This is a genomic window from Lewinellaceae bacterium (genome assembly GCA_020636105.1).
Taxonomy (GTDB): domain Bacteria; phylum Bacteroidota; class Bacteroidia; order Chitinophagales; family Saprospiraceae; genus BCD1.
In genome coordinates, this window is the sequence record JACJYL010000002.1 from 1,565,914 (window position 1) to 1,591,260 (window position 25,347).

Below are 25,347 nucleotides of genomic sequence, written 5' to 3' on the forward strand. Positions count from 1 at the left end.
GGAAATATGTTCAGTTGCTAAGAATATTATTTTTTTTAGGTTTTCAGAAAGTCGAGTCATCTACCCCGTTCAGCCAGTCCCTGATTGAATAAACAACCGACCTGATGCCACCTTCTTCGAAGGGAGATTGCAAATTGGCTTCCTCCACCAGCTCCAAAAAAGGTTTACTACCGCCCAATTTACACAAATTCAGGTAATCTTTCCATGCTTTTTTATGATCCTGTCGGTCTTTTTGCCAAAACTGGAATGCGCATACCTGTGCCAGGGTATAATCAATATAATAAAACGGCGATACATAAATGTGACTTTGTTTCTGCCAGAACCCTCCTTCTTTCAGAAAAGTATTATCATCGTAATCACGATGGGGCAGGTATTTTGCTTCAATGGCTTTCCAGGCAGCATTTCTTTCCGCAGGAGTTACCTCCGGATTTTCGTAAACAAAATGCTGAAATTCATCCACGGCTACTCCATAAGGCAAAAAAGTCATGGAGGCGGCCAAATGTGCAAATTTGTATTTATCGGAGTCTTCCTTAAAAAACAAATCCATCCAGGGCCATGTAAAAAACTCCATGCTCATGGAGTGAATTTCACAAGCCTCATAAGTCGGCCAGTTGTATTCATTCAACCCGATATCTCTACTCGAAAACACCTGGAAGGCATGGCCCGCTTCATGAGTCAAGACATCGATATCTGCACTGGTGCCCGTAAAGTTGGAAAAAATATAGGGCGCTTTATATTTTCCGATATATGTACAATACCCCCCTGTAGCTTTCCCCGGCCTCGTGACCAGGTCCATCAGGTTATTCTGACGCATGAATTTGAAAAAAGTATCTGTTTCCGGTGCCAGGGCAGCATACATTTTTCCGGCATTGTCTAAAATCCATTCCGGGGTACCTTTCGGTTCAGGATTCCCGGAAGTGAATTTATAATCTTCATCGAAATGGCAGAAACTGTCCAGGCCGAGTCGTTTCACCTGCCTTTCGTACAAGGCACTGGCAATCGGCACAATATACTCTTTTACCTGGTCCCGGAACTTCGCCACCATTTCAGGAGTATAATCAGTACGCTGCATGCGGGCATACCCCAGCTCCACAAAGTTTTTATAACCCAGTTTCTTTGCGATGCGATGTCGGGTTTTTACCAGCTTGTCAAAAATATCATCAAACTGCTCCTTATGTGTTTCAAAAAATTGCCATTTGCTTTCTGAAGCCGCCTTCCTGATCGACCTGTCTTTAGATGTTTCCGGAATATGAATGGAGGAAAGATTGTATTCCTGTCCGTTAAACCGGATCTTGGCGCTGGCTTTTAATCTCGTATATTCACTGCTAAGCAGGTTTTCCTCCACAAGATCCTCTAATATTTCAGGCTTGAAAGTCTTTAACTGCTGTTCTGCAAGAACGAACAATTGTTGCCCCCATTTTTCTTTCAAACGTTCTTTGAAACCCGAGTGGATAAGGGATTGATAAAACTGACTCGTCAGATTCTCATACTGCGGCATCTGGGTATCAAAGAAAGCATTTTCTTCTTCATAAAATTTATCGTTGGTATCCATGGTATGCCTGATATGACAAATATTGTACATCGACATAAACTCCATTCTCAACTCGTTAAGCCGCATGAAAGCGGATTCATGGCTTTCAAAATCGGAAGCTTTTTCAAACTCAACAAGATAATTTTGAAATTTTTCGGTAAACGAATCAATGTCCGGTCTTTGGTATGTAAATTCCTCGAAAAGCATTTTCCTCTAGTTTTCGGAATAAATAAAGCTGCAAAATACGGTGCTTATTTTAGTTTTACAATTAAAGCCCCTAATTTAGAATGGTGACCGGGCCGTTCGCACGGCTAAAATCGGATCGCCAAGTATTAAAATCTTGTTAATTTTTTAAAAAAAAGTAAAAAAATTGGGTTTTATTGTGGGATGCTACTATCTTTGGCAGGTGTTTAGGCACAAAATATCATTTTTAAATCTATTCTTTAAACAAAATTGCGGTATATCGAAAGTAACTTATACACTAAATAAATTATCCCATAATCTCAACAATTATTTAGTTATGCAAGTTACACCGCTTAATGACCAGCAGTTAATTAATTTATATTTGGAAGGTGACGAACGTAGTTTCGAAACCCTGCTGGAACGACACAAACAAAAAATCTTCACCTCTATATATCTTTTCGTTAAAGATCAGAGTCTTGCTGAAGATATTTTCCAGGAAGTATTTATTAAAATTATTGATACACTCCGTAAGGGCAAATACAACCATGAGGGTAAGTTCCTTCAGTGGGCTATGCGTATCTCTTACAATATGTGCGTCGATTATTTCCGTCGCAACAAACGTCGCCCAAAAGTTTCTCCAACAGAGACTTTTGATATCTTCGACGTTCTGAAGATTTCCGATGATAATGCAGAACAGCGCATCATTCGCAGCCAGACGCACGATAAGGTTCGCATGCTCGTAGATTTGCTCCCTCCTGAGCAACGCGAAGTGGTCATCTTACGCCACTATGCCGATATGAGTTTTAAAGAAATTGCGAAATTGACCCGCGTGAGCATCAATACAGCTTTGGGCCGCATGAGATATGCGCTCATCAATATCCGCAAGATGGTGGAAGAAAACGAGGTGGTTCTTCAATAAAAAAATAGCAAAAACTAAATGAATACCCGTAAGCGGTATTTGCTTAGCCGTGAATGTCCAAAAAAGCATTAGCAATTTTGGATATTCACGGCTTTTTTTATTCCTATCTATTATAAAATAAAGTAAGAAAGAGGACAAATTAAAACGGATAATTGATAAAAACGAAAGCAGTGGATTGAAAGAAAAATTTCGATTATTTTGCTTATTTCGTTTATTTCGTTTATTTTCGTGTCGGATTAAAATAATAATTCAACTATTATGGAATATTTAGAGAATATAAGCAAACCCTCCAAAGAGGAACAAAGGGTTGCAATGGAATCATATAGCGCTCTTGCTGAGGCTCTTGAGCAATTACATACTGAAAATCCTGAAATCGAAATTGAGGAGACACAGGATAAAATAAAAATTCCTTTAAAAGCTTTAAAGCTTTTAGCAAAAATATTACAAGTAACAAGCCAGGGGAAACCCATATCAATTGTTCCAATTGCCACAGAAATGACCACTCAGGCGGCCGCCGATTTAATTGGTTGTTCCCGCCCTCATTTAGTGAAATTGCTGGAGGAAGGAGAAATTGACTATACAAAAGTAGGGAAACATCGGAGAGTCAAATTTGAGGATGTAATCGAATATAAAAACCGCATGAAAGCCAAACAACAGGAATTGCTTATAAACATCATGAGAGCAGACGAGGAAACAGGTTTATATGATACATAGTATTCGTTTCACATGTGTCTTGGACACAAATGTCATATATCCAATTGAGATTCGAGATTTACTTTTTTGGTTTGCCCATGATGATTTATTTACCCCAAAATGGAGCAAACATATTTTCGATGAATGGGAGGAAGTAATGAGAAGGAAAGCAGTAAGCGAAGAAGAAATAAAGAAACGGATTAATTGGGCTAACTTAGCGTTTCCTGATGCAATGGTTGAAAATTATGAATATCTGATTGATGGATTGGAATTACCAGACCCAAAAGATTGCCATGTTCTTGCAGCAGCAATTAAAATAAATGCGAATATCATTGTTACCAACAATTTAAAGGATTTCCCCAAAAAACTTCTTAATAATCATGGGTTATCTGCTAAAAGTGCAGATGATTTTTTAACTGACACTATTGATTTGAATCAGGAAGTGGCCGTTAATTCGTTTAGAAAATTAGTCTTAAATAGAAGAAATCCTGATTTAGATGAATTTCAGGTTTTAGACTCCTTAAGAAAAAGTGGCTTAATAGACACAGCAAATTATTTACATTCCTTATTGTAAATGATTCAAAAAAACTCATTTTTGCATTCAAAAATATAGATTTACCTTGTCAGCAACAACCAAAGATCTCGATATTAAAAACTCCATTTTCATCAAGGGAGCCCGGTCCAACAACCTCAAAAATGTGGATCTGGTGATTCCTAAAAATAAACTGGTCGTCGTCACCGGCGTTTCCGGTTCAGGCAAATCCACCCTGACCATGGAAACGCTCTTCGCCGAAGGGCAGCGTCGTTATGTGGAAAGTTTGTCTTCCTACGCCCGGCAATTCCTGATGAGGATGAAAAAACCCGAAGTGGATTACATCAAAGGCATCTGCCCGGCCATCGCTATCGAGCAAAAGGTGAGCACCACCAACGCGCGTTCAACAGTAGGTACGCTGACCGAAATCTACGATTACCTGCGTTTGCTTTACGCAAGGATCGGAAAAACCTTTTCTCCTGTTTCCGGGGAGGAAGTCAAAAAACACGAAGTCGCCGACGTAACGGACTATATCCACTCTTTTGAAGAGGGCACCAAAATATTGTTGCTCGCCCCGTTTCCGGGAAAATACGCCAACCGGTTGATGAAGCAGGAACTCGAACTGCTGTTGCAAAAAGGGTACACACGGATTAAACAAGGAGAAGAACTGCTTCAAATAGAGGACGTATTGCGGGAAGAGCCCGATTTTCTTTCCAAATCATTGTCTGAATTAGTCGGGGAGCCCCTGTGGATTCTCATCGACCGGTTTGTGGTAAAACACGACGATGAAGACAACAAAAACCGTATTGCCGATTCCGTGCAGACGGGATTTTTGGAAAGCGAAGGCAGCTGCATCGTAGAAATCGTGGACGGTGAACAAAAGGATTTCAACAACCGGTTTGAACTGGATGGCATTCTTTTTCCCGAACCGACTCCGCATCTTTTTAACTTTAACAACCCTTACGGCGCCTGCCCGGCCTGTGAAGGATTCAGCAAGGTCATGGGCATCGACAAGGACAAAGTCATTCCCGATCCGTCTCTTTCCGTTTATGACGGGGCCATTGCCTGCTGGAAGGGAGAAAAACTGGGTAACTGGCTCACGGAATTCCTGAGTGTTGCCCACCTGTTCGACTTCCCGGTTCATCGCCCCTGGCAGGATCTTTCCCCGGAACAGCAAAAACTGATGTGGACGGGCAATAAACATTTTTACGGTATCAATGCTTTTTTTGATGAATTGCAGGAAAAGCTTTACAAAATACAAAACCGGGTGATGCTCGCCCGTTACCGTGGCAAAACCGACTGCCCTACCTGCGACGGGGGGCGGTTGAGAAAAGAAGCGAATTATGTAAAAATCGGAGGCAAGGCCATCACCGAATTGACCAAATTGCCCGTCGATGAATTACTGGCCTTTTTCAACCAGCTCGAACTGACCGAATTTGACCAAAAAATTGCCAAACGCCTCCTCCTGGAAATTTCCAACCGGTTGCGATTCATGAATGAAGTAGGATTGAGTTACCTGGACATCAACCGCTTGTCTTCTTCCCTGAGCGGAGGAGAAACGCAACGCATCAACCTGACGAGAACACTGGGCAGCAACCTGACCAGCTCCATGTACATCCTGGACGAGCCCAGTATTGGCCTCCACCCAAGAGATACCGGCCGACTGGTCAAGGTGCTTAAATCATTACGCGACCTGGGCAATACCGTCATCGTGGTGGAACACGAAGAGGACATCATCAAAAATGCGGATTACCTGATCGATGTGGGCCCCAGGGCGGGCATCCATGGAGGGGAAATTGTCTTTGCCGGCGATTACGCCTCTATCCACAAGGATGCCGGTGACAGCCTGACGGCCCTGTACATGAGCGGGAGAAAAACCATTCCACTGCCCGAGGTGCGTCGAAAAAGTTCGAATTTTATTCAAATAAAAGGGAGCCGACAGCATAACCTGAAAAATATAGATGTCAGTATTCCCCTCAATGTAATGAGTGTGGTGACGGGTGTTTCCGGCTCCGGGAAAACCACCCTGGTCAAGCAGATCCTGTATCCTGCCCTCTGTAAACACCTGGGACAAAATCATCGTACCGGGGCAGGCCTGCATCTCGGGCTGGAAGGGGATCTTCATGGGATCACACAGGTCGAGATCGTCGACCAGAATCCAATCGGGAAATCGTCCCGTTCGAATCCCGTGACTTACGTCAAAGCCTACGATGCCATCAGAAACCTCATGGCCGCCCAGCAGACCTCGAAGATCCGTGGGTACAAACCCTCGCATTTTTCTTTTAATGTGGACGGCGGCCGTTGCCCGGCCTGCAAAGGAGAAGGAGAGCAGGTCGTAGAAATGCAGTTCCTCGCCGATGTGCGCCTGGAATGTGAAGAATGTAAAGGACAGCGCTTTAAAAAAGAGGTGCTGGATGTTACTTATAAGGGAAAAAATATCTATGATATTCTCAGCATGAGCATAGAGGAAGGGCTGGAGTTTTTTGGGAATGTGAAAGAGATCCAAAAGAAACTGCAACCGCTCTTTGATGTAGGGCTGGGATACGTGCAGTTGGGCCAGTCTTCGAGTACTTTGTCCGGCGGGGAAGCCCAAAGGGTGAAGCTCGCCTCCTTCCTGACCAGGGAAAAAGTGAGTGAAAAGATCATGTTTATCTTTGATGAGCCCACCACGGGCCTTCATTTTGAAGATATTGTCAAATTATTGACCGCCATGAATGCTTTGGTAGAAAACGGCCATACCGTCCTGGTGGTGGAACACAATATGGAAGTCATCAAGTCGGCGGACTGGATCATCGATCTGGGGCCGGAAGGCGGAAAAGAGGGCGGATACCTCGTGTTCCAGGGACCTCCTGAAGCATTGATCAAAGTAAAAGACTCCTATACCGGGCAATTTTTAAAAGAAAAACTCTAAAACATGTACAAAACAGTATTCATAGAATCCGATAGAATTAATCCTTCGAAGCTCTCCGCTGATTTCAGAATCAACGGCGATCACCTGGCCCGGGATATACAGGGAGCCATTGTGGAATATACCGAAAAAGGCTATGTCCTGGAGCAGATGGAAAATATCAATTCCAGTTATTCCGGCATGACTTTTACGCAGGGGATGATGCTGGTTTTTAAAAAGGTTAAAGACTAAAGATTAAAGACTAAATTGAGCGTAGCGAAATCCCCCGATCTCCGAAGCACATCCCCAAAAAACAAAAAAGTCGATGGTCGCAACCTGTCTGCTGACGCCAAAGACAGGCTTTTAGCTTCGACCCAATACGCTCATCAAATCACCCGACCAAAAATAACCAATTCCCAATCACATATCAATATATCCAATATTATTCCGAAAATCCAAAATTTCCACATCATCTGCCAATACCTATCCTGGTAAACACACTGTAACGAAAGTTTATTTATATAGTTTAAATGTTCTATTCCGATACTTTTTTGTCACGCTGATTTCGCAGATTATCGCTGAAATATTTAGGAAAAATCCTTTTATTCTGCGCTTTGCCCCGACTGTTGGTACGGGGTGTTCCAACTCCGGAATACCGACCAGAGGTAAGGTATGTCACTTTGTTCCACCTGCGCGAAAAAATTTCTGTTGGGGGACTTATTAAAAAATAAAAAAACATTTGTTACACGGTAGTAAATTGGTTTTAAACATTTAACCGCCGAATATAATCAGGTGCAGAGCACCTTAATCTTTGTCACCAAACAAGGAGGAAGAGGATTCAAGGTGCAGCGCACCGCAACCTAAATCTCCAACCAAGAAAAAATGTTGCGGCCTTGCCTGGCGGCCAGACAGGTGCGCTGCACCTATTGTAAATTTCTGCGATTATTTTATAAATTTCAATTAGACAGGCTGCAAGACTTACAGGCATATTCCGGTCAAAGCTTTAAGCCTTGACCATCGAATTCTTTTTTTGTGTCATGCTTCGACCATCAAGGGGTGCAGAGCACCTTAACCTTTGTCACCAAACAAGGAGGAAGAGGATTCAAGGTGCAGCGCACCGCAACCTAAATCTCCAACCATAGAAAAAATGTTGCGGTGCGCTGCACCTTAGATTGATTTTAGAATCTTTTTACAACAAATTTTTAGGTGCTCTGCACCTGTTATAAATTTCGGCGGTTATTAAATTAAATTCAATAAGCCATGTAAAGCCCTCCATCGGTGCCACCCCCGATCTCCGAAGCATATTCAAAAAAAAACAAAAAAGTCGATGGTCGCAGATAGACCTTTGCGGTTAAATTCTTTCGATAAAATCGACATTCTGTGTGAGTTTTCAAGCATCACGACCTCCTGTCCGCAAAGGCTCAATCATTCTTACCCTTTTTTCAAACCCTTTGCAATTGCCTCAGCACATCCTCCATATCCAGCTCGTCCACACTATCCACTTCGGAGCAAATCTTCATCAGCAAATCATCCTGTGCGCGGCCTTTTTTCATCGCCACGGAATACGGAATATCTTCCCGGAAAGTCACCATGGAATATTTTGAAAAATACCCGGGATAGGTTTGTTCCAGGGTGGTCTCCAGCTGGCGTTTTAATACAAAAACAGGGTCGGCCACATGAGCGCGCATCTCAAAATAATTTTCCTCCGCCAGGTCGCCGATGGCATCGGCATCCTTTTTTCTGAATTTCTGATAATTTTCAAATACCCGCTTCCAGTCGGTCCCGTAGGCTTCGATGTATTTATCCAGCTCGTGGCAATCCTCAAAAGAAGCATTCATCCCCTGACCGTAAAAAGGCACTACGGCATGGGCAGAATCCCCGACCAGCAAGGTCTTTCCATTCACCTGCCACGGATAACATTTGATGGTGGCCAAAGAACTGGAAGGATTATCAAAAAAGTCTTCCACCAGATCTGGCATGAGCGGCACCACGTCGGGAAATTTCGCTTCAAAGAAAGCCATCACTTTAGCTTCAGTATCCAGGTTATTGAACCCGGGCTCTCCTTCAAAAGGCATAAAAAGCGTAACGGTAAAACTTCCGTCAAAATTGGGCAGCGCGATCAGCATATAGGTACCGCGTGGCCAGATGTGGAGCGCATTTTTTTCCATGCGGAATCCATTTTTTCCCTTGGAAGGAATACTGAGTTCCTTGTACCCGTGATCCAGGTAATGTTGGGAAAAGCTAAACCTGAGCTTCGGAGCGATATGCATCATTTCATTGCGTACGGCTGAATTGGCGCCATCCGTTCCGATGATCACATCGCCGGTGGCAGTGGTGGACTCCCCAGTAATCTCATCATGGAAAACAGCCTCCGCACGATCAAAATCTACGGTTTCACAACGTTTATTGAAAAATATTTTTACGTTGCCCAAAGCCTCCGCTTTGTCCATCAAGGCTCTGTTCAGGCCTCCTCTTGAAATGGAATTGATATTCTCTCCTTCCCTGCCGCTATAAGGCTGGAAGTTGGTTTCTCCCGAAAGGCCGTGAATCAGCCTTCCCGGCATGGGCACCGCCTCGGCCATGATATAGTCGTCCATCCCCACCCTTTTCAGGGCGGCAATGCCCCGGTCTGACAAAGCTAGGTTTATGGATCGCCCGGCAGAAATATCTACGGTTCTCATATCCGGCCGGCGTTCGTACAATGCAACTTCAAAACCTCGATTAGCCATTTGGATGGCCAATAACGAGCCCGCCAGTCCGGCTCCAACGATGATTATTTTTTGTTGTGACATATGTGCCCTTGTTTTAATTTTATTCGACCCCGACAAAAGGCAGGGTTACTGTTTTGCACCCCGACTAAAGGCAGGGTTACTATTTCGGTGGTTGCATTTCGTGCCCGCAGTTGTCGCAGGTACGTAACTTTTCATCGCTGTAATACCGATCAAAAATAACAGGCATCTGGGTGACGATATTTTCCAAAGGAAACGGCTCGCGGTACAATTGGTGACCACAGCTTTCACAATACCATTCCAGGGCATCCATCACGCCTTCAGGGCGTTTGGATTCGATGACCAGGCCTACCGTATTGGGAAATCTTTGCGGAGAATGTGGCACCTTGGGTGGCAAGGTAAAGATCTCTCCTTCCCTGATGTGAACATCCCTGAATTCACCATCATCGATCACTTTCAGCACCATATCGCCCTCGACCTGGTAAAAGAACTCCGGAGTTTCATTGTAATGGTAATCCTTGCGGGAATTGGGGCCACCGACGACCATGGCGATGTAATCCGTATTTTCCCATACCACCTCGTTACAAACGGGGGGTTTGAGTTTATCTCTGTTTTCATCAATCCACTTCATGAAATTGACGGGTGTTACTAATTGACTCATGGCATAAATTATTTTGATGAATAATAAAATCCCAGCTGGTGCTTCAACGCTTCCGGCAGTTCCGGCAGGTCAGACCGTGGAATCATTAGGGTGGAAATATTTTGCAGATCGAGAAAAATGGTATGTTTCTCGGCAGTTTCTTTCAGGTATTGGTGACCGGAAGACCCTCCCGTTCCCATTTTGCGGCCCAACATTCTCATGACCATTTGCGCATGTCTGTATCTCCAGGAAGTAAACAACTCGTCGATCTCCACCAGGCGGGTCAACAACAGGTAGGGCATTCGCAGGATGGGTTCATCCCGGTACAGGTTGATCAGTAAAGCGGCCATAGTCGCCTTGTAAGAAAGTGACAGTTCTCCTTTTTCGACCTTCTCATTATGAAATTGTTCATCGAGTACCGATTGAAAATAGGTGTCCGTATCACCAACCATTTTCAAACGGAGTTCTTTTTCTTTTTCAGAAAGATAATCGGTGGAAAGCACGGCCTGCTTCTCCCGATCGATCATACTTTTAACGGCTGTTTTGTATTTTTTTTGAAAATCAAACCCCTCGAACTGCAGGAAAGGCGTCCGTTCCAGCCAGGCTTCGACCAGCTCCAGCATGGATTTTCCGTTTTCCAGGGCATCCAGTTGTTTTTGCTGGTCTTCGGCAAATACACTTGAATAAACCGTTTTATTGTAAGTCATTCTTCCCTGCTTTTTTAACCCGAGAGCCACTTCCACTACCCTGAACTGGAAACTCTGAAAACCGGAAGCAGGCAACAGGTAATTCCGAAAATCGAGGAAGTCCAGTGGCGTCATGGTTTCCAGCACCTTGATCTGGTCGATGAGGATCTTCTGGATTTCGATGATCCGCTCAAAACGAGCCACGGCAATGCCTACATTTCTTTCATCCAACGTGCCGCTTTCAAACATCCGCATCACGGAAGTAAGGTCATGGATAATTTCTTTGAACCAAAGTTCGTAAACCTGGTGAATGATGATAAACAACATCTCGTCGTGAGCCTCTTCCCCAAACTCGGCACTCCTCGGATTTTGGCTGCCAAGCACTTTCCCGAGTTGCAAATAATCATTATAGTGAATGGATGAATACTTCTTACTCATTGAATAGGTTTTATCAGACAGTCTGAAGAATGGATGGATTTGAAATGGATTCCTGAATTTTAATTTTCAGTCAATCAAATTTTTTATATGCCCCATTTACATTTTCACCGTTTTCTTAAATGCTGTCAATGGTTAGTAGTGGTTAAGAAATAAGAAGGGTACTCCCGTAATGTCCTCTGTTTCTTCAACTTCCGCTACAAAACGATTTTTCCGGACAGCAACCTTTGTCGTAAAGATAAGCAATGTGTCCTAAAAAACTTACCTTTGGATAGAATTCCAAAACTTAAACCTATGCGTCTGATCGTTACATTGATCTTCCTGACATTTTCGTCTGTTTCGGCTTTTTGCCAAACCCAGATCTCCGGCATCATCAACCAATATGCAGCTGTCACGGCTTATGATGCATGCAACAATGAATTTTCACTCAGCTCCACTTCCGGGTTTACACCAGGAATGAAGGTCATCATCATCCAGATGCAGGGGGCCCAAATCAATACTTCAAACGATGCTACTTTCGGCAACATTACCTCCATCGGACAAGCCGGGAAATACGAAACGGCTGAAATCCTGACGGTTTCCCCGGGAGGCATTGTGCTAAAACATTTTCCGGTAAACACTTATGATTTTAACGGAAAGGTTCAGGTGGTTTCCTTGCCGGAATATGATGCTGCTCATGTAAACGGCACGTTAACCTGTGCTTCCTGGAATGGCCTGACCGGGGGCGTACTCGCTTTGAAGGTTTCCGGCCAATTAATCACTGATGCCAATATCGATGTCAGCGGGAAGGGGTTTCGTGGCGGCATTTCTGATGTTGCCGGCACAAACAACTGCTCCTTTATTACCAATGCCAATGATTATTCCTATGAACAAAGTAATTGGCGTGGCGCTCCTAAAGGAGAAGGCATCGCTTTGATCAGTGCCAACCATGAAAACGGCCGTGGCGCCCAGGCCAATGGCGGTGGCGGCGGCAACGACCATAACTCCGGTGGCGGTGGCGGGAGTAATCTCACCGCAGGAGGCCAGGGAGGCGAGAACAACGAACCTTCCACTTTCGGCTGTGACGGTGCTTTTCCCGGACGTGGCGGCAAGGCCATACCTACTGCTTCTGACCGCATTTATATGGGCGGCGGCGGCGGCGCGGGTCATGAAAACAACGGCGTTGGCACGAATGGGGGAAATGGCGGCGGTATTGTTTTTATCATCGCCGATGAATTCATGGGAAGCGAATACACCATCAAAGCGAATGGAAACCATGCCGCAACAGCTGCCGGAGACGGAGCCGGCGGTGGCGGCGGTGGCGGAACCATCATTTTTAACGTACTCTCTGCCAGCGGTTACCACTTCGAAGCGACGGGCGGCAATGGCGGTGATGCCAACAATGGCAATGCAGATCGCTGCCTTGGACCCGGAGGCGGAGGAAGCGGAGGGCGTATTATGGCTTCTTCTGTCATCACGGTTCCTCCTACGGGCATTAGTGGCGGAGTAGCCGGCACTAGCCTCAATTCAACGGCCTGCAGCAACAGCAATAATGGCGCCACCAGCGGCACAACGGGCATTATTGAAACGCTCGACAACCTGGTTTCCGGCAATGAGCCCTTTGCACCGACAGCCATCATCGACCAACCCGAAGTGATCTTTGCCTGCGCAGGAGAAAATCTTTTAATTGCGGTAGACGCGGAAGGTGTTTCCTTGACCTACCAATGGCAGCTGGATGACGGCAACGGTTTTGAAAACGTACCAAATAATGCTCCTTTTTCCGGAGCCAATACCGCTTCATTGCAAGTCAATACAATCGATGCAAGTTTCAATAATTACCAATTCAGGCTGATCGTTTCCAGCGAATGTTTCGACGATGTGGTCTCCTCCCCTATTCCTGTAGTCGTTGCCCCGCTTCCTGAGGCTCAATTTACTTTTATGGCCGAAGATCTGACGGTAAATTTTGAGAATCTTTCGACTAATGCCGATACTTTTTCCTGGAATTTCGGCGACAGCCAGCAGTCGGCCGAAAACGATCCGGAACATACTTTCCCGGGATATGGCACTTACGTCGTAATGTTGACCGCTTCCAACGATTGTGGCCAGGATATTTTTATGATGGAAATATCGTTATTGGTTCCAATCGTGGCGGGTTTCAATTATAGCGATGCCGGCGGTTGCGCCCCCTTTGAAGTGCAGTTTACCAATGCCACTACAGGCACCTATGACCAACTGGAATGGAATTTCCCCGGTGGAACGCCTGTTTCGTCGAATGACGAAAACCCGGTGGTGATATATGCCACTCCCGGAATTTATGATGTTTCCCTGACGGCCACCGGATCCGCAGGAGAAAATGTTTTCACCTCTGAAAACCTGGTGGAAATTCTTCCACCGCCGACCCCTGCCTTTACCTGGGAGATGCTGGATGATTTGACGGTCAGTTTTACCAACAATTCCCAGAATGCATTGAATTACAACTGGGTCTTTGGGGACGGCAGTACCAGTACAGCCACCGATCCCATCCATGAATACACAGCTCCCGGAGACTATGAGGTGACCCTAAATGCCCAGAATAATTACTGTGGCGTGTCGCTCAGCCAGGGAATTTTGCTGGTAACAGGCATAGAAACTCCGGAATTACACCCTCTCAATCTATTCCCGAACCCAGTGGAGCATTACCTGAACCTGGAATGGGAATTTACCCAAAAAATAAAGGTTCAAATAACCACTATTCAAGGCAAAGTCATTTATAAAGATGATGATTTACATAATAACAGCATTGATGTTTCCCGTTTAGCTTCCGGGTTGTATTTTTTTAAATTCGAACACGAAGGCGGATCAGGGCAAATAAAATTTAATAAGCTTTAAACGCAGACGCATGATTTTTCCCATTGGAGACGATCAAGTCAGGAACGGACACTTTCCCTATTTAAGTTATGGTTTTATTGCCTTGAATGTACTTATTTACATTTGGCAATCCTCCATGCCTTATGAAGTTTATGATCAATTTATTTACCATTATGGAGCCATCCCGGGAGAAATTACTCAGGGGGTTGACTTGTACACTTTACTGACCAGTGCTTTTTTGCATGCCAGCTGGATGCACCTCATTGGCAACATGGTCTTTTTGTGGGTCTTTGCCGATAATATCGAAGCGACCATCGGCAGTCGGAGGTTTTTGGTTTTTTACCTGATCGGCATCCTGGCTGCCCACGCCGGCCACATTTACTTCAATTGGTACAGCAACATCCCAACCGTGGGAGCCAGCGGAGCCATTGCTGCCGTTATGGGGGCCTACCTGGTCATGTATCCAAAATCAAGGATCCGCACCCTGGTCTTTTTCTTTTTCATCAGAATACCCGCCTTTCTGTTTCTGGGATTCTGGATCATCCAGCAATCCTACAGCGGGGTGCAAAACCTGAGCAATATGTCAGGAAGCGGCGTGGCCTGGTGGGCGCATATCGGCGGATTTGCTTTTGGAGCACTGGCCGGATTGTTTTTTAGACGAATGATTCCGGAGGTGGAGCCGGTGGAGGATTATGCTTGATGCTTTAATGATTTAATGCTGCGATGATTTGATGCTACGATGATTTGATGCTGTGACACTGTGATGCAGCGAGAGAGTGTTCAATCAACTGTGTCTGATAGATTCTTAATAATCAATAACAACCCCGACCTGCGCGTTACGGGAACCTGTCCTCGGCATATAATGCCGGGATTTCGCTTCGCTCCATTTGAACAGTCCCTATCTGACATAGAACAAGTACACCTCATTCCTCCATTATTCTGTCTTTTGTTTGATAATTTAGGCTCAGCAACAGGAAAAAGAGGTAAAAGGCGATTCCGATGGAATTCTCGATGGTGTTTTCGACCATAAAAGACAGGAATACGATGATATGAAAGCTTAAAAACAAGGTATGCCGGTAAGCTTTTTTGTAAAAAAGAGGAAAGAAAAAAGCGAAAAGAAAAAGGCCCAGACCAACAAAGCCTGTCCCCGCATAAATGGAAACCAATTGATTGTGTGGCATTTTGGGCTCCATATCCTCCTGGAATTTTTGAGCATAGCGGTTGATGACTTCCTGTCTGAGATTTCCGGCCCCGACGCCTAATAATGGGTAGTCGTTGCCGATCTCGAGTCCCATTTTTATAGAAACCACACGCCCCCCATCGGAATAATCATTCTGGGAAAGATCATGCTGCCTGATCCAGCGGTCATAGAGGCTATAATCCACCTTGGCTTTGAAACTGGGAATGGCCCTGTACGCAATCACAGGGATCGCTGCCATCAGGGCAACCAGCGCCAGGCCCTGGAAATACTTTTTCGACACCCAGGCCCGTCGAAGAATGAGCACCACCGCTGTCATATAAAAGGCCACCAGACCACTTCTTACCGACAATAAATGCAGGAACAAAAAGAGAAAACCGGTAATGCCCAACATCAGGGGGCGTTCCCATTCATATTTAAGGGTGAACTTTTTTTTGAATAAATAAAAAGCCGTAAAAATGCTATAAGCCAGCAACAGGCTGAATCGTATATGGTTTCGTGGTGTGGGCATGGGTTGCCCCTGGTGAATCAAATGATTGATCTCTTCGAAATGTATGATATAATGAATGCCGATGCCCAGACAGGTAAAAAACATCACCCCGACAAAAAAATACATGACGCCTTTAAAAGCCTTGTCGGTAATAGGAGGAAGTGAGGCAAATGCAAAGGGAAAAAGTAAAAAAGCTATTTTAAGCCTGATGCGTTCTCCCCAGTATGCAAAGTTGCCGGATTCCGTCAAAATGCCACTGAACAAAACAAGAAAAAAAATGAGTGAAATAACCCAATAAGCTTTGTCGGAAAGATAAAACCGGAAATGTTTTGTCAAATCGGGGTTTAAAACCGGTCGTCCTCCTTCAAGTGAAAAAAATGCCAATACGCCATAACCGATCATTGCCACAGACAGCAGGAAAGGCGAATATACCATTCCCAAAATGACAAACCAGGCCAAAAACACGGCCAAATCCCGGATTTTGATTTTTTTTATGTTAGCAGTCAGTTTTTCCACCCATACAAAACGCAGGAGTGAAAATGGTATTGTTTAGGAAGACGACACCTTTTTGCCCGCATTTCGATAATTCCACAGAAGATGCCTCCTCAACAACAACTTATCGAACACCAAGAATCCAACAACCGGCAACAAGATTTGTTTTTTTTAAATAAAAGGAACCGGCGGATTTTAAGTAAAGTAATAATACCTTACCTTTGCAGGCAATTATTTTCAGGCGAGGGAACTCAACCGACTTTTTGGAAGTTTTACCCTGGAAACGGTATCATCAATAATACAGATTCTGAAATTTAAGTGTAATGGCTACAGAAGCATTTGAGAAGATCAAACAAATCATCGGAGAGATCAGGGAATCCGCTCCTAAATCCGCTGAAGAGCTGGAACAGTTCAGACGGACCTACCTGGGATCGAAGAATATTTTGAAAGGGTTGATGGGAGAAATCCGCAACATTCCCAATGAGTTAAAAAAGGATTTTGGACAACTCATCAACGAGGCTAAAACGGCTGCTGAAGCGACTTTCAATCATCTGCAGCTTCACCTTGGATCCGAAGCAGCACATTCCGATGCAGGGGAGTTTGATCTCACCGCTCCCGGGGAACCTATCCCCCTTGGGTCTCGCCATCCTATTGCCATCACCATGAACCGCGTCATTAATATTTTTGAGCGCATCGGTTTTGTAGTGGCTGAAGAGAGGGAAATCGAAGATGACTGGCACAATTTTACGGCGATGAATACGCCCGAAGATCACCCGGCCCGAGACATGCAGGATACGTTCTACCTGATGAATGACCCTTCCATGCTGCTGCGTACCCATACCTCTTCCGTTCAGGCACGTACGATGATGGCGGAAAAGCCTCCCATCCGGATCATAGCCCCGGGAAGGGTGTACCGCAACGAGACCATCTCCGCCCGTTCTCATTGCCAGTTCCACCAGGTGGAGGGGCTTTACATTGATGAGAATGTCTCTTTTGCAGACCTTAAGCAGACCCTTTCCTATTTCACCCGTGAAATGTATGGCCCGGACAAAGAAATTCGCCTGCGTCCTTCCTACTTCCCGTTCACAGAGCCCAGTGCCGAAATGGATGTTTACTGGGGACTACAGGATGAAAATGCGCATCGCATCACCAAAGGTACCGGCTGGCTCGAGATCCTGGGCTGCGGTATGGTGGATCCCAATGTATTGGAAAATTGTGGCATTGATCCCGATAAATACTCAGGTTTTGCCTTTGGCATGGGTATCGAACGCCAGGCCATGCTGAAATACCAGATAGAAGATATCCGTCTTATGTTCGAAAACGATGTCCGGTTCCTGAAACAATTCAGTTCGGCATTTTAGATGCTTATGACTTGATGCTGGTTGCTGGTTAGAAAAAAGGACTGATAAAAAGATTCCGGCAATCAATTATTAAAATTAAAAAACATAGTACTTGAAACCATCAACTCCAAAAGGTGTTCGTGATTTTTCACCACAACAGGTCAATCGTCGCAATTATATTTTTGATACGATCAGAAAAATATTCGTCAAATACGGTTACCAGCCTATTGAAACTCCCGCAATGGAAAACCTTTCCACGCTGACTGGTAAATACGGTGAAGAAGGGGATCGACTTGTGTTTAAAGTACTGAATAACGGGGACTTTTTGGCGAAAGCCGATACAGAAGCCCTGGCCAACCTGGATTCCACCAAAGCAGTGGCTTCCCTCTCCAAACGCGGATTGCGCTACGATCTGACGGTTCCTTTTGCCCGCTTCGTGGTGATGAACCAAACGGCGCTGACCTTTCCTTTCAAACGTTACCAGATCCAACCCGTCTGGCGGGCTGACCGTCCCCAAAAAGGCCGCTACCAGGAATTTTTTCAATGCGATGTAGATGTCGTTGGGTCGGATTCCCTTATGTATGAGGCCGAACTGATCCAGATTTATGACGAAGTGTTTGCTGCCCTGGGCATGGACGTCACCATTAAATTCAACAACCGCAAGATACTGGCCGGGATTGCTGAAGCGGCAGGCATCACGGATAAGTTTACCGATCTTACCGTTGCCATCGACAAGCTGGATAAAATCGGGCCAGAGGGTATCCGTAAGGAAATGCTTGAACGTGGCATTTCCAATGAGGCAGTCGACCGCGTCAATGCCATCCTGGAAACCAAATCGCTGCAGGGCCTCAAAGCCATTTTCAGCGAAAGCGAAACGGGCAGAAAAGGGGTGGAGGAAATTGAAAAAGTCATGCAATATCTCAATGTAGATACTGCTAAAAATGAAGTTAAATTCGACATCACTCTCGCCAGGGGGTTAAGTTATTATACAGGATGCATCTTTGAAGTGAGTGCCCACAATGTGGAAATGGGAAGCATTGGCGGCGGCGGCCGTTATGATGACCTTACCGGAATTTTCGGACTTAAAGACGTTTCCGGGGTGGGCGTTTCTTTTGGCGCTGAACGCATCTACGATGTGATGGAAGAACTCAACCTCTTTCCCAAAGAAGATGCTGCGGCCCTGAAGGTCCTGCTCATCGCCTTTGACGACGAAACCCACCGCTACGCTTTCAAAACGCTCGGAAGCCTCCGCGCTGCGGGCATCAATGCCGACCTGTATCCGGAACCTGCCAAGATGAAAAAGCAGATGAAATATGCCAACGACAGGAATGTTCCATACACCCTACTCATCGGAAGCAACGAAATGGAGAGCGGAAAACTCACCCTCAAGAATATGTCGGAAGGAAGCCAGGAGCAATTGACGATCGATGAAATTGTAAGGCAGTTGTCTTAGGGGTTTCAAGTTGAGCGCGGCGAAATCCCGTACCGCAGTTCGGGAGGGTTTCACATATTTCTTGCGATGCAAGTGAAATATTACCCCGCTCCGCTCTTTTATTCCCTATAGAGAGGCCACCCCATATGGTTCCCTTTTTAACTTTCCCCTGAGCAACGATGCCTTTTAGAACCAGGGCGTTCGCAGAACGCTAAAATCCAATCCTTCAGCGATTCTCGCATTTTCACATTCTCGCATTCTTGCATTCAGCCATTCTCGCATTCAGGCATTATTCCTCAAACCTTCCTTCCAATGTACATAAAATATTGCCAGACCCCGCCATAGGCATTGCTTACCTGCTCGTATTCGGTTTGAAAATGCCTTTTGAGCACCGGATTGAGGTGGCCATCCATACGAACGTGGTTGTTGCCCATATGACTCTTAAACCACTGGAATGGAGAATTGTAAAAATCCACCACGCCGATGAGTCCTCCCGGTTTCAGGTCATAGGCTGCCTGGGCGATCAATTCTTCCCACTGCGGGTTGATCATGGTGAGCGAGTATGAAAAAAGGATCACATCCATTTTATCATTAAACTTCATATCCCCAAAGGAGTACGGTTGTTCAATCAGTTGGATACGATCCTCGAAAACATTGGTATTCTTGCGTGCTTTATGGAGCATTTTGGCCGACACATCCATGCCGATCACCTGGGTCAGGGGAAACTGGCGGCCCAGTTGCCTTAGGTTGAATCCCGTTCCGCAGCCTATTTCCATGATGCGATGGGGAATGGGATTTTGCTTTGCCAGTAATCGTACGATCTTCCTGCGACCGAAAAGAAAGGTCCATCGGGTCAGGTCATAAATCGCAGCGTGGAGCCGGTAATAAGCTTTCATGGCTTCGGCCTGTTGTTCTTTCGTATGTTGGGGGACGGTTGTGGTGTTCATATCAGAATTTTGAAGTGTCTTGGATTCAAACAAGGCAAGTAATTTCAATTTACGATCCCAAGGTAAGTGCTGGCATAGGTACCCACCCGGTCCAGTTGATGTTGAATATTGACGTTTGTTGTTTCAAACGTCAGGCGCTCCCTGACAAAATCAGGAAAGAAATCGACCTTTTCGGCCGCGGAACGCAGCAGTATCCTGGTGCCGGGTCGGCTGTTCGCGAGGATTAGTGCCCACTCCTCCTCCAGGGCTCTCCTGTCATTGGCCGCCAGCCAGTCCTGGTGATCCAGCAGAATGAAATGAGAATACTTTCCCGGATTTGTTTTCAAAAAATCAGAAATGGTGGTGTTGTAAGTGTGTATTTTATCGACCTGTTGATGAAGCAGATCATAATTTTCTTTTTTCAGGTAGTCCGGGCTGCACGCTTCCGTATACTCCCCATTGATGTAAACCCGGTAAAAATAGTTGTCATGGATAGGCAATTGGGTAAAAACATGACGCAACCGTTCCTGGATAAATCCCAGGGCACCCCGGTAATAATCATTCACAAAAAGCTCCTGCTGGCTCTCGGGCACGCCCAGCATGCACATGATAAAATGCCGGTTGACCACCGCCTCCACCATACGGTTCATCAGTTTTTTCTCCACGCGAAGATAAATGTCGTGCTGTGTTTCAAGGTCGGTGGCGTTCAGCAGTTTTTGCACCTCGTTGTACAATCGTTTGCGGGCCCGGATGTATCCCGAAAAAAACCATGCCACCATACCGGAAGTACCGTAATGGTAAAAATTTTTACGAACGCCCTTGTCAGAAAAATAACGGATATTCTTATCCCAAAACATCCGGGCATAAGGGCCCAGGTCGCTTCTGACCTTTTCCCGGTAAATGGCTTCGTGGTCAGGGTGGGTGCCCTTTCCGAAAAACCCGAAAAGGGTTTCGTGATCGGTATGCCTGATGAGGGCTTGTTTGAATTGAAGCAGGGCGTTTTGACGCGGATTCACGTCAATGCAATGAATGTTTTTGGGATGATCGGCCAGATAGGCCAATGCATTGCAGCCGGCGCTGGTGATCATAACGATCTCGCTGTCCGTATCGAACTCCATGAGATTCCTGTCGCAACGGGGGTCTTCCCAACAGGCATTATAAACAAGGTTCCCGGAATGCACGCGGTCAAAAACCCAGTGCCGTATTTTTTCTCCAACCATCATAGGAATAATGTCTTTGATATTCGGGCAAAGTTATCCATTCGTACTGCCAGGCCAGTATTTTGCAAATTATCTTTCCTTTAAGTTTGTATTAATTGAAAGTAAATTTCATAAAAAAACAGGTTTGATTTCAGGTTGAGCGGAGCGACATCACGAACCGTAGGTCAGGAGGGTTCAAAGGGTTCAAAGGGTTCAAATTGTTGTTTTTAACCTGGTAAAACCAACACATTCCCTCATTCTTGCATTCTTGCATTCTTGCATTCAACCACTAACGCCCGTCCATATTTTCGTCATTCAAAAGACCATACCTCCATTCCCAACAATTTCGGGCATGGTGAAATTAATTAATTCCTATTTTTACTGAAGTTTTCCAGGACGCCAAAATCTACGGGAATTTCAATTACCAATTCACTCAAACAAAATCATTGGGTCTATTATGAAAAAAACAATACTCTTTCTGCTGTTCTCCATGAGCAGTTTTCTCACTTTCGCACAAAACCCCGAACAATTCATTCGTCAATACCTTGATGAACACCGACGCGAGCTCAATTTATCGGCTACCGACATTAAGGATTGGACCGTTACCGACCAGCATACCTCCCGCCAAAGCGGAGCGACCTACGTTTACATCCGGCAGCAATTCCAGGGCATTCCCGTTTTTAACGGACTGGCCAATTTTGCCCTTAAAAACGGTAAGGTGGTCAGCATGGGGAACCGCCTGATCAGCGGGTTGAATGAAAAAGCAGGGTATGCCCTACCTTCCATCGATCCAAAGGAGGCGATCGCCGCGGCAGCGGAACAACTAAACCTGCCCTCTCCAACTAATCTTAGACTCCTGGAGCCGGTCAGTACCCATGAATTCATTTACGACAAAGGCAATATTTCAAAAGAAAATATCCCGGTAGAGCTGATGTATTACGCCCTTTCGGAAAAAGAAGTCCGGCTGGCGTGGAACCTTTCCATTTATACCCTGGATGCCAATCACTGGTGGTCGGTACGCATTGATGCCCAAACCGGAGCCTTGCTGGATAAAAACGACTGGGTGGCGCATTGCGATGTGGATCATACCGTTTTTACCCACGAACACACTACCCGGAAGAAGGCATCTGTTCAAAAAGAACATAATTCGGCGGCTACCTTTGCGCCTGATTCCTACAATATATTTCCGCTGCCTCTCGAAAGTCCCGGCCACGGCGACCGCTCCATTGTGACCAACCCCGCAGACCCTATTGCCTCTCCTTTGGGCTGGCATGATACCGATGGCATTCCGGGTGCTGAATTTACCACAACCCGGGGCAACAATGTATTTGCTTATGAAGATACCGGCGACAATGATGATCCGGCTCTTGGCTTCAGTCCGGATGGCGGTCCCATGCTGGAATTCAATTTCGATTACAACAATGCTGATGATCCGTTAAATTATCAGCCGGCAGCCATCACCAACCTGTTTTACATGAACAACATGATGCACGACATCTGGTATCATTATGGTTTTGATGAGGCCAGCGGCAATTTCCAGTTGAGCAACTATGGCCATGAGGGCAATGGAGGGGATTATGTGCAGGCTGAAGCCCAGGATGGCAGCGGCACCAACAACGCCAATTTCGGTACTCCTCCGGACGGACAGAACCCCAGGATGCAAATGTACCTTTGGTACGGCGGTCTTGGTGACTTCCTGGTGATCAATTCCCCTGCCGGAATTGCAGGGACTTACCAGGCCAGTGGCGCAGGTTTCGGTCCAGGTTTACCGGAAACACCTATTACCGCAGATATTGTTTTGATGGAAGATGACGTGGATCCGATAAGCAATGGCTGCGAAACCATCGTCAACGGGAATGCCCTTTCTGGCAAGATCGCACTGGTTGACCGTGGCGATTGCAATTTTACAGTAAAGGTTCTCAGCGCACAAAACCAGGGTGCCCTGGCCGTCATCGTGATCAACAACAACGACGGCAATCCAACCACTATGGGCGGCACCGACAATGAAATCACTATTCCTTCCATTATGGTCTATAAAGTGGATGGAGAGAGCTTCAAGGCGGAACTCGCCAATGGGGCCATCAACGGGTCGATTAGCAATGCAGGATTTGATGAAATCATCCAGGATGCGGATTTTGACAACGGCATCATTGCCCATGAATATGGACACGGCATTTCCAACCGCCTGACAGGTGGAGGAAGCAATACGGGATGCCTTTCCAATGACGAACAGATGGGTGAAGGATGGAGCGACTGGTTTGCCATCATGCTCACCATCGAACCCGGCGACCTCGGGACCGATGCTCGTGGCATGGGAACCTGGTCCAACGGAGAGCCCATCACCGGAAACGGGATACGTCCGGCTCCCTATTCCACTGACTTCGAAGTCAACCCATTTACCTACGGGGATTCCAATAATGAAAACCAGATCTCCCTGCCGCATGGCGTTGGATTCATTTTCGCCACGGCCCTTTGGGATCTTACCTGGGCACTTATCGACGAATATGGCGGCACCCCTGACCCGGATGTTTACCATGGTACAGGAGGGAACAATATCGCCATGCAACTGGTAATTGAAGCCCTGAAAATACAACCCTGCAACCCGGGGATGATAGATGGCCGCGATGCCATTTTGGAAGCCGACCAATTGCTATATGAAGGTGCCCATCAATGCCTTATATGGGAGGTTTTTGCCAAAAGAGGTTTTGGATACAGCGCCAGCCAGGGAAGCACCAACAGCAGAACCGACCAAAATGAGGCATTCGACCTTCCGCCTTTATGCTTTGTAGCTACAGAAGCTCCTGTGGCTGCTTTTACCCCCGGCAGCCTCAACAGTTGTAACAAAACAGTCGATTTTAGTGATAACAGCTATGAGATCGTACACAGCTGGCTTTGGAATTTCGGGGACGGCACTTCGACAAACATTCAAAACCCAATCCACACTTTCCCCGGAAGTGGAATTTACGCCGTGCAACTCGTCGTAAACAACAATATAGGCAGCGACACTACCACCCAGGACATCATTATTGAGCAGCCCCCGGTGGCACAGGTTGAGAACGTAGAAGTGTGTCTGGGAGATGACGCTTATGTTTTTCCTGTTTTGACGGGACATCCCCAGTGGCGGGATGCGGAAAATAATATCATTTCAGGGGAAGAGTCCCTCATTGTTCCTGATGTTACGAGCACACGAACCTTTTATGTGGAAAACCTGGAAGGAGGTCCTTCATTTGAAGCAGGCGCTCTGAATCCGAATTTTGGAAGTGGAGGATACCATGTTTCCGGCTACCATGGAGCCCTCAATTTTACGGCGGAACAACCTTTTGAGATCGTTTCTGTCTGGGTGGATGCCCAGGGCGCCGGCCCACGGACTTTCAGCCTTGCCAACGGTTTTAACAACGATGGCTCCTTTCCTTCTGCAAGCAATACCGTGGCAGAAGTCACAGTGGATCTGGTCAATGGGCCACAAGTCGTTTACCTGAACATGATGGTGCCCGAAGCCGGGGATTACAATATCGGCGGCCACAATGTCAACCTTTACCGAAATAACAGCGGGCCGAGTTTCCCCTATGTGCTCCAAGATTACCTGACCATCCATAGTTCCTCCGCCAATACGGGACCTTTGGACTATTACTATTACTTTTATGATATTGTAGTGAGAGAACCGCAATGCATTTCCGAACCGGTAATGTTTACGGTAAGTCCGGTAGTGAGTGCCTTCGACTACGTGGATGACGGCAACGGAACGGTGACCTTTACCGATGCCTCCACCGGAGCCACCAGTTGGCTCTGGGACTTTGGTGACGGAAATGCTTCCACCGAGGACTCTCCGGTACATTTATATGAATTCCCGGGCAACTACGTTGTAACCCTGACCATTAACGACGGAGCCTGTACCAGCACCCAGGACTTCACTTTTGTCGTCGGAGTGGAAGATATCCTGTCAGATGTGCCTGCGATAACTTTACAGCCCAACCCGGCCAGTAGCAGCGCCCGTGTGGTTTTGGGTAAACCGCTGACGGAGGATCTGCATCTTCAGCTCACAGACATCAGTGGTAGGTTTCTGTTTGAAACGACGCTTTTTAGTGGACAAACTTTTACGACGCTGGACATAGAAAAGCTGCCGGCTTCGGTTTATTTTGTCAGAATAAAAGGAAGCCATTTATCTGAATTGAGAAAACTGATGATCGAGCGTTAGAAACTATTTTTTTT

The 25,347-nt window shown here is 46.0% G+C and carries 17 protein-coding genes; 10 read left to right on the forward strand and 7 right to left on the reverse strand.

Annotation, left to right across the window (positions count from 1 at the left end; translation table 11 throughout):
- Positions 1-43: 43 nt before the first annotated feature.
- Entirely contained in the window at positions 44-1,738 is a 1,695-nt protein-coding gene (locus H6571_23360; protein MCB9326685.1) for a M3 family oligoendopeptidase, read from the reverse strand.
- Positions 1,739-2,051: 313 nt separating this feature from the next.
- On the opposite strand from H6571_23360, the gene H6571_23365 reads away from it, so the two are divergent.
- The 5 genes from H6571_23365 (at position 2,052) to H6571_23385 (ending at position 6,997) form a co-directional block, all read left to right on the forward strand.
- On the forward strand, positions 2,052-2,633 hold the full coding sequence (locus H6571_23365; protein ID MCB9326686.1) for a sigma-70 family RNA polymerase sigma factor: 582 nt from the start codon (positions 2,052-2,054) through the stop codon (positions 2,631-2,633).
- 258 nt (positions 2,634-2,891) lie between these two features.
- Entirely contained in the window at positions 2,892-3,347 is a 456-nt protein-coding gene (locus tag H6571_23370; GenBank protein ID MCB9326687.1) for an excisionase family DNA-binding protein, read from the forward strand.
- The gene (locus H6571_23375; protein ID MCB9326688.1) at positions 3,337-3,900 is read left to right on the forward strand and encodes a PIN domain-containing protein; all 564 of its coding nucleotides are present in this window, start codon (positions 3,337-3,339) and stop codon (positions 3,898-3,900) included. Before H6571_23370 ends, H6571_23375 begins: the two co-directional genes overlap by 11 nt.
- 46 nt (positions 3,901-3,946) lie before the next feature.
- Positions 3,947-6,769, forward strand: coding sequence for an excinuclease ABC subunit UvrA (gene uvrA / locus H6571_23380; GenBank protein MCB9326689.1), 2,823 nt, complete (start codon positions 3,947-3,949; stop codon positions 6,767-6,769).
- Positions 6,770-6,772: 3 nt separating this feature from the next.
- Positions 6,773-6,997: a hypothetical protein gene (locus tag H6571_23385; protein MCB9326690.1), complete on the forward strand. Its 225-nt coding sequence runs from the start codon at positions 6,773-6,775 to the stop codon at positions 6,995-6,997.
- Between the two features lie 1,190 nt (positions 6,998-8,187).
- On the opposite strand, the gene H6571_23390 is transcribed toward H6571_23385, so the two are convergent.
- The 3 genes from H6571_23390 to H6571_23400 all read right to left on the reverse strand — a co-directional run bounded on the left by H6571_23390 (position 8,188) and on the right by H6571_23400 (position 11,238).
- Positions 8,188-9,537, reverse strand: a complete 1,350-nt coding sequence (locus tag H6571_23390) for an FAD-dependent monooxygenase (GenBank protein MCB9326691.1) — start codon at positions 9,535-9,537, stop codon at positions 8,188-8,190.
- Positions 9,538-9,616: 79 nt separating this feature from the next.
- Complete coding sequence (locus H6571_23395) at positions 9,617-10,135, reverse strand: 3-hydroxyanthranilate 3,4-dioxygenase (GenBank protein ID MCB9326692.1); 519 nt, start codon at positions 10,133-10,135, stop codon at positions 9,617-9,619.
- A gap of 8 nt (positions 10,136-10,143) precedes the next feature.
- Positions 10,144-11,238, reverse strand: coding sequence for a hypothetical protein (locus tag H6571_23400; protein ID MCB9326693.1), 1,095 nt, complete (start codon positions 11,236-11,238; stop codon positions 10,144-10,146).
- Between the two features lie 291 nt (positions 11,239-11,529).
- On the opposite strand from H6571_23400, the gene H6571_23405 reads away from it, so the two are divergent.
- On the forward strand, positions 11,530-14,082 hold the full coding sequence (locus tag H6571_23405; protein MCB9326694.1) for a PKD domain-containing protein: 2,553 nt from the start codon (positions 11,530-11,532) through the stop codon (positions 14,080-14,082).
- A gap of 10 nt (positions 14,083-14,092) precedes the next feature.
- Positions 14,093-14,761 (forward strand): rhomboid family intramembrane serine protease, encoded by a 669-nt coding sequence (locus H6571_23410; GenBank protein MCB9326695.1) that lies wholly within the window; start codon positions 14,093-14,095, stop codon positions 14,759-14,761.
- A 223-nt stretch (positions 14,762-14,984) separates the two neighbouring features.
- Here H6571_23410 and H6571_23415 read toward each other — a convergent pair whose 3' ends face one another.
- Complete coding sequence (locus H6571_23415) at positions 14,985-16,220, reverse strand: O-antigen ligase family protein (protein ID MCB9326696.1); 1,236 nt, start codon at positions 16,218-16,220, stop codon at positions 14,985-14,987.
- 344 nt (positions 16,221-16,564) lie between these two features.
- Here H6571_23415 and pheS point away from each other — a divergent pair, with 344 nt between their 5' ends.
- Together pheS and H6571_23425 are read left to right on the forward strand one after the other, a co-directional pair.
- Entirely contained in the window at positions 16,565-17,602 is a 1,038-nt protein-coding gene (gene pheS, locus H6571_23420) for a phenylalanine--tRNA ligase subunit alpha (GenBank protein MCB9326697.1), read from the forward strand.
- A gap of 91 nt (positions 17,603-17,693) precedes the next feature.
- Positions 17,694-19,034: a histidine--tRNA ligase gene (locus H6571_23425; protein MCB9326698.1), complete on the forward strand. Its 1,341-nt coding sequence runs from the start codon at positions 17,694-17,696 to the stop codon at positions 19,032-19,034.
- A 275-nt stretch (positions 19,035-19,309) separates the two neighbouring features.
- Here H6571_23425 and H6571_23430 read toward each other — a convergent pair whose 3' ends face one another.
- Both H6571_23430 and H6571_23435 read right to left on the reverse strand, forming a co-directional pair.
- Positions 19,310-19,960, reverse strand: a complete 651-nt coding sequence (locus tag H6571_23430) for a class I SAM-dependent methyltransferase (GenBank protein ID MCB9326699.1) — start codon at positions 19,958-19,960, stop codon at positions 19,310-19,312.
- 44 nt (positions 19,961-20,004) lie between these two features.
- Complete coding sequence (locus tag H6571_23435; GenBank protein MCB9326700.1) at positions 20,005-21,162, reverse strand: BtaA family protein; 1,158 nt, start codon at positions 21,160-21,162, stop codon at positions 20,005-20,007.
- Positions 21,163-21,595: 433 nt separating this feature from the next.
- On the opposite strand from H6571_23435, the gene H6571_23440 reads away from it, so the two are divergent.
- On the forward strand, positions 21,596-25,333 hold the full coding sequence (locus H6571_23440; protein MCB9326701.1) for a T9SS-dependent M36 family metallopeptidase: 3,738 nt from the start codon (positions 21,596-21,598) through the stop codon (positions 25,331-25,333).
- Positions 25,334-25,347: the final 14 nt, after the last annotated feature.

Bases quoted from the DNA above. Each gene is read 5' to 3' on its own strand.
- H6571_23360 (MCB9326685.1), bottom strand. From the start codon at position 1,738: ATGCTTTTCGAGGAATTTACATACCAAAGACCGGACATTGATTCGTTT.
- H6571_23365 (MCB9326686.1), top strand. From the start codon at position 2,052: ATGCAAGTTACACCGCTTAATGACCAGCAGTTAATTAATTTATATTTG.
- H6571_23370 (MCB9326687.1), top strand. From the start codon at position 2,892: ATGGAATATTTAGAGAATATAAGCAAACCCTCCAAAGAGGAACAAAGG.
- H6571_23375 (MCB9326688.1), top strand. From the start codon at position 3,337: ATGATACATAGTATTCGTTTCACATGTGTCTTGGACACAAATGTCATA.
- H6571_23385 (MCB9326690.1), top strand. From the start codon at position 6,773: ATGTACAAAACAGTATTCATAGAATCCGATAGAATTAATCCTTCGAAG.
- H6571_23390 (MCB9326691.1), bottom strand. From the start codon at position 9,537: ATGTCACAACAAAAAATAATCATCGTTGGAGCCGGACTGGCGGGCTCG.
- H6571_23395 (MCB9326692.1), bottom strand. From the start codon at position 10,135: ATGAGTCAATTAGTAACACCCGTCAATTTCATGAAGTGGATTGATGAA.
- H6571_23400 (MCB9326693.1), bottom strand. From the start codon at position 11,238: ATGAGTAAGAAGTATTCATCCATTCACTATAATGATTATTTGCAACTC.
- H6571_23405 (MCB9326694.1), top strand. From the start codon at position 11,530: ATGCGTCTGATCGTTACATTGATCTTCCTGACATTTTCGTCTGTTTCG.
- H6571_23410 (MCB9326695.1), top strand. From the start codon at position 14,093: ATGATTTTTCCCATTGGAGACGATCAAGTCAGGAACGGACACTTTCCC.
- pheS (MCB9326697.1), top strand. From the start codon at position 16,565: ATGGCTACAGAAGCATTTGAGAAGATCAAACAAATCATCGGAGAGATC.
- H6571_23430 (MCB9326699.1), bottom strand. From the start codon at position 19,960: ATGAACACCACAACCGTCCCCCAACATACGAAAGAACAACAGGCCGAA.
- H6571_23435 (MCB9326700.1), bottom strand. From the start codon at position 21,162: ATGATGGTTGGAGAAAAAATACGGCACTGGGTTTTTGACCGCGTGCAT.
- H6571_23440 (MCB9326701.1), top strand. From the start codon at position 21,596: ATGAAAAAAACAATACTCTTTCTGCTGTTCTCCATGAGCAGTTTTCTC.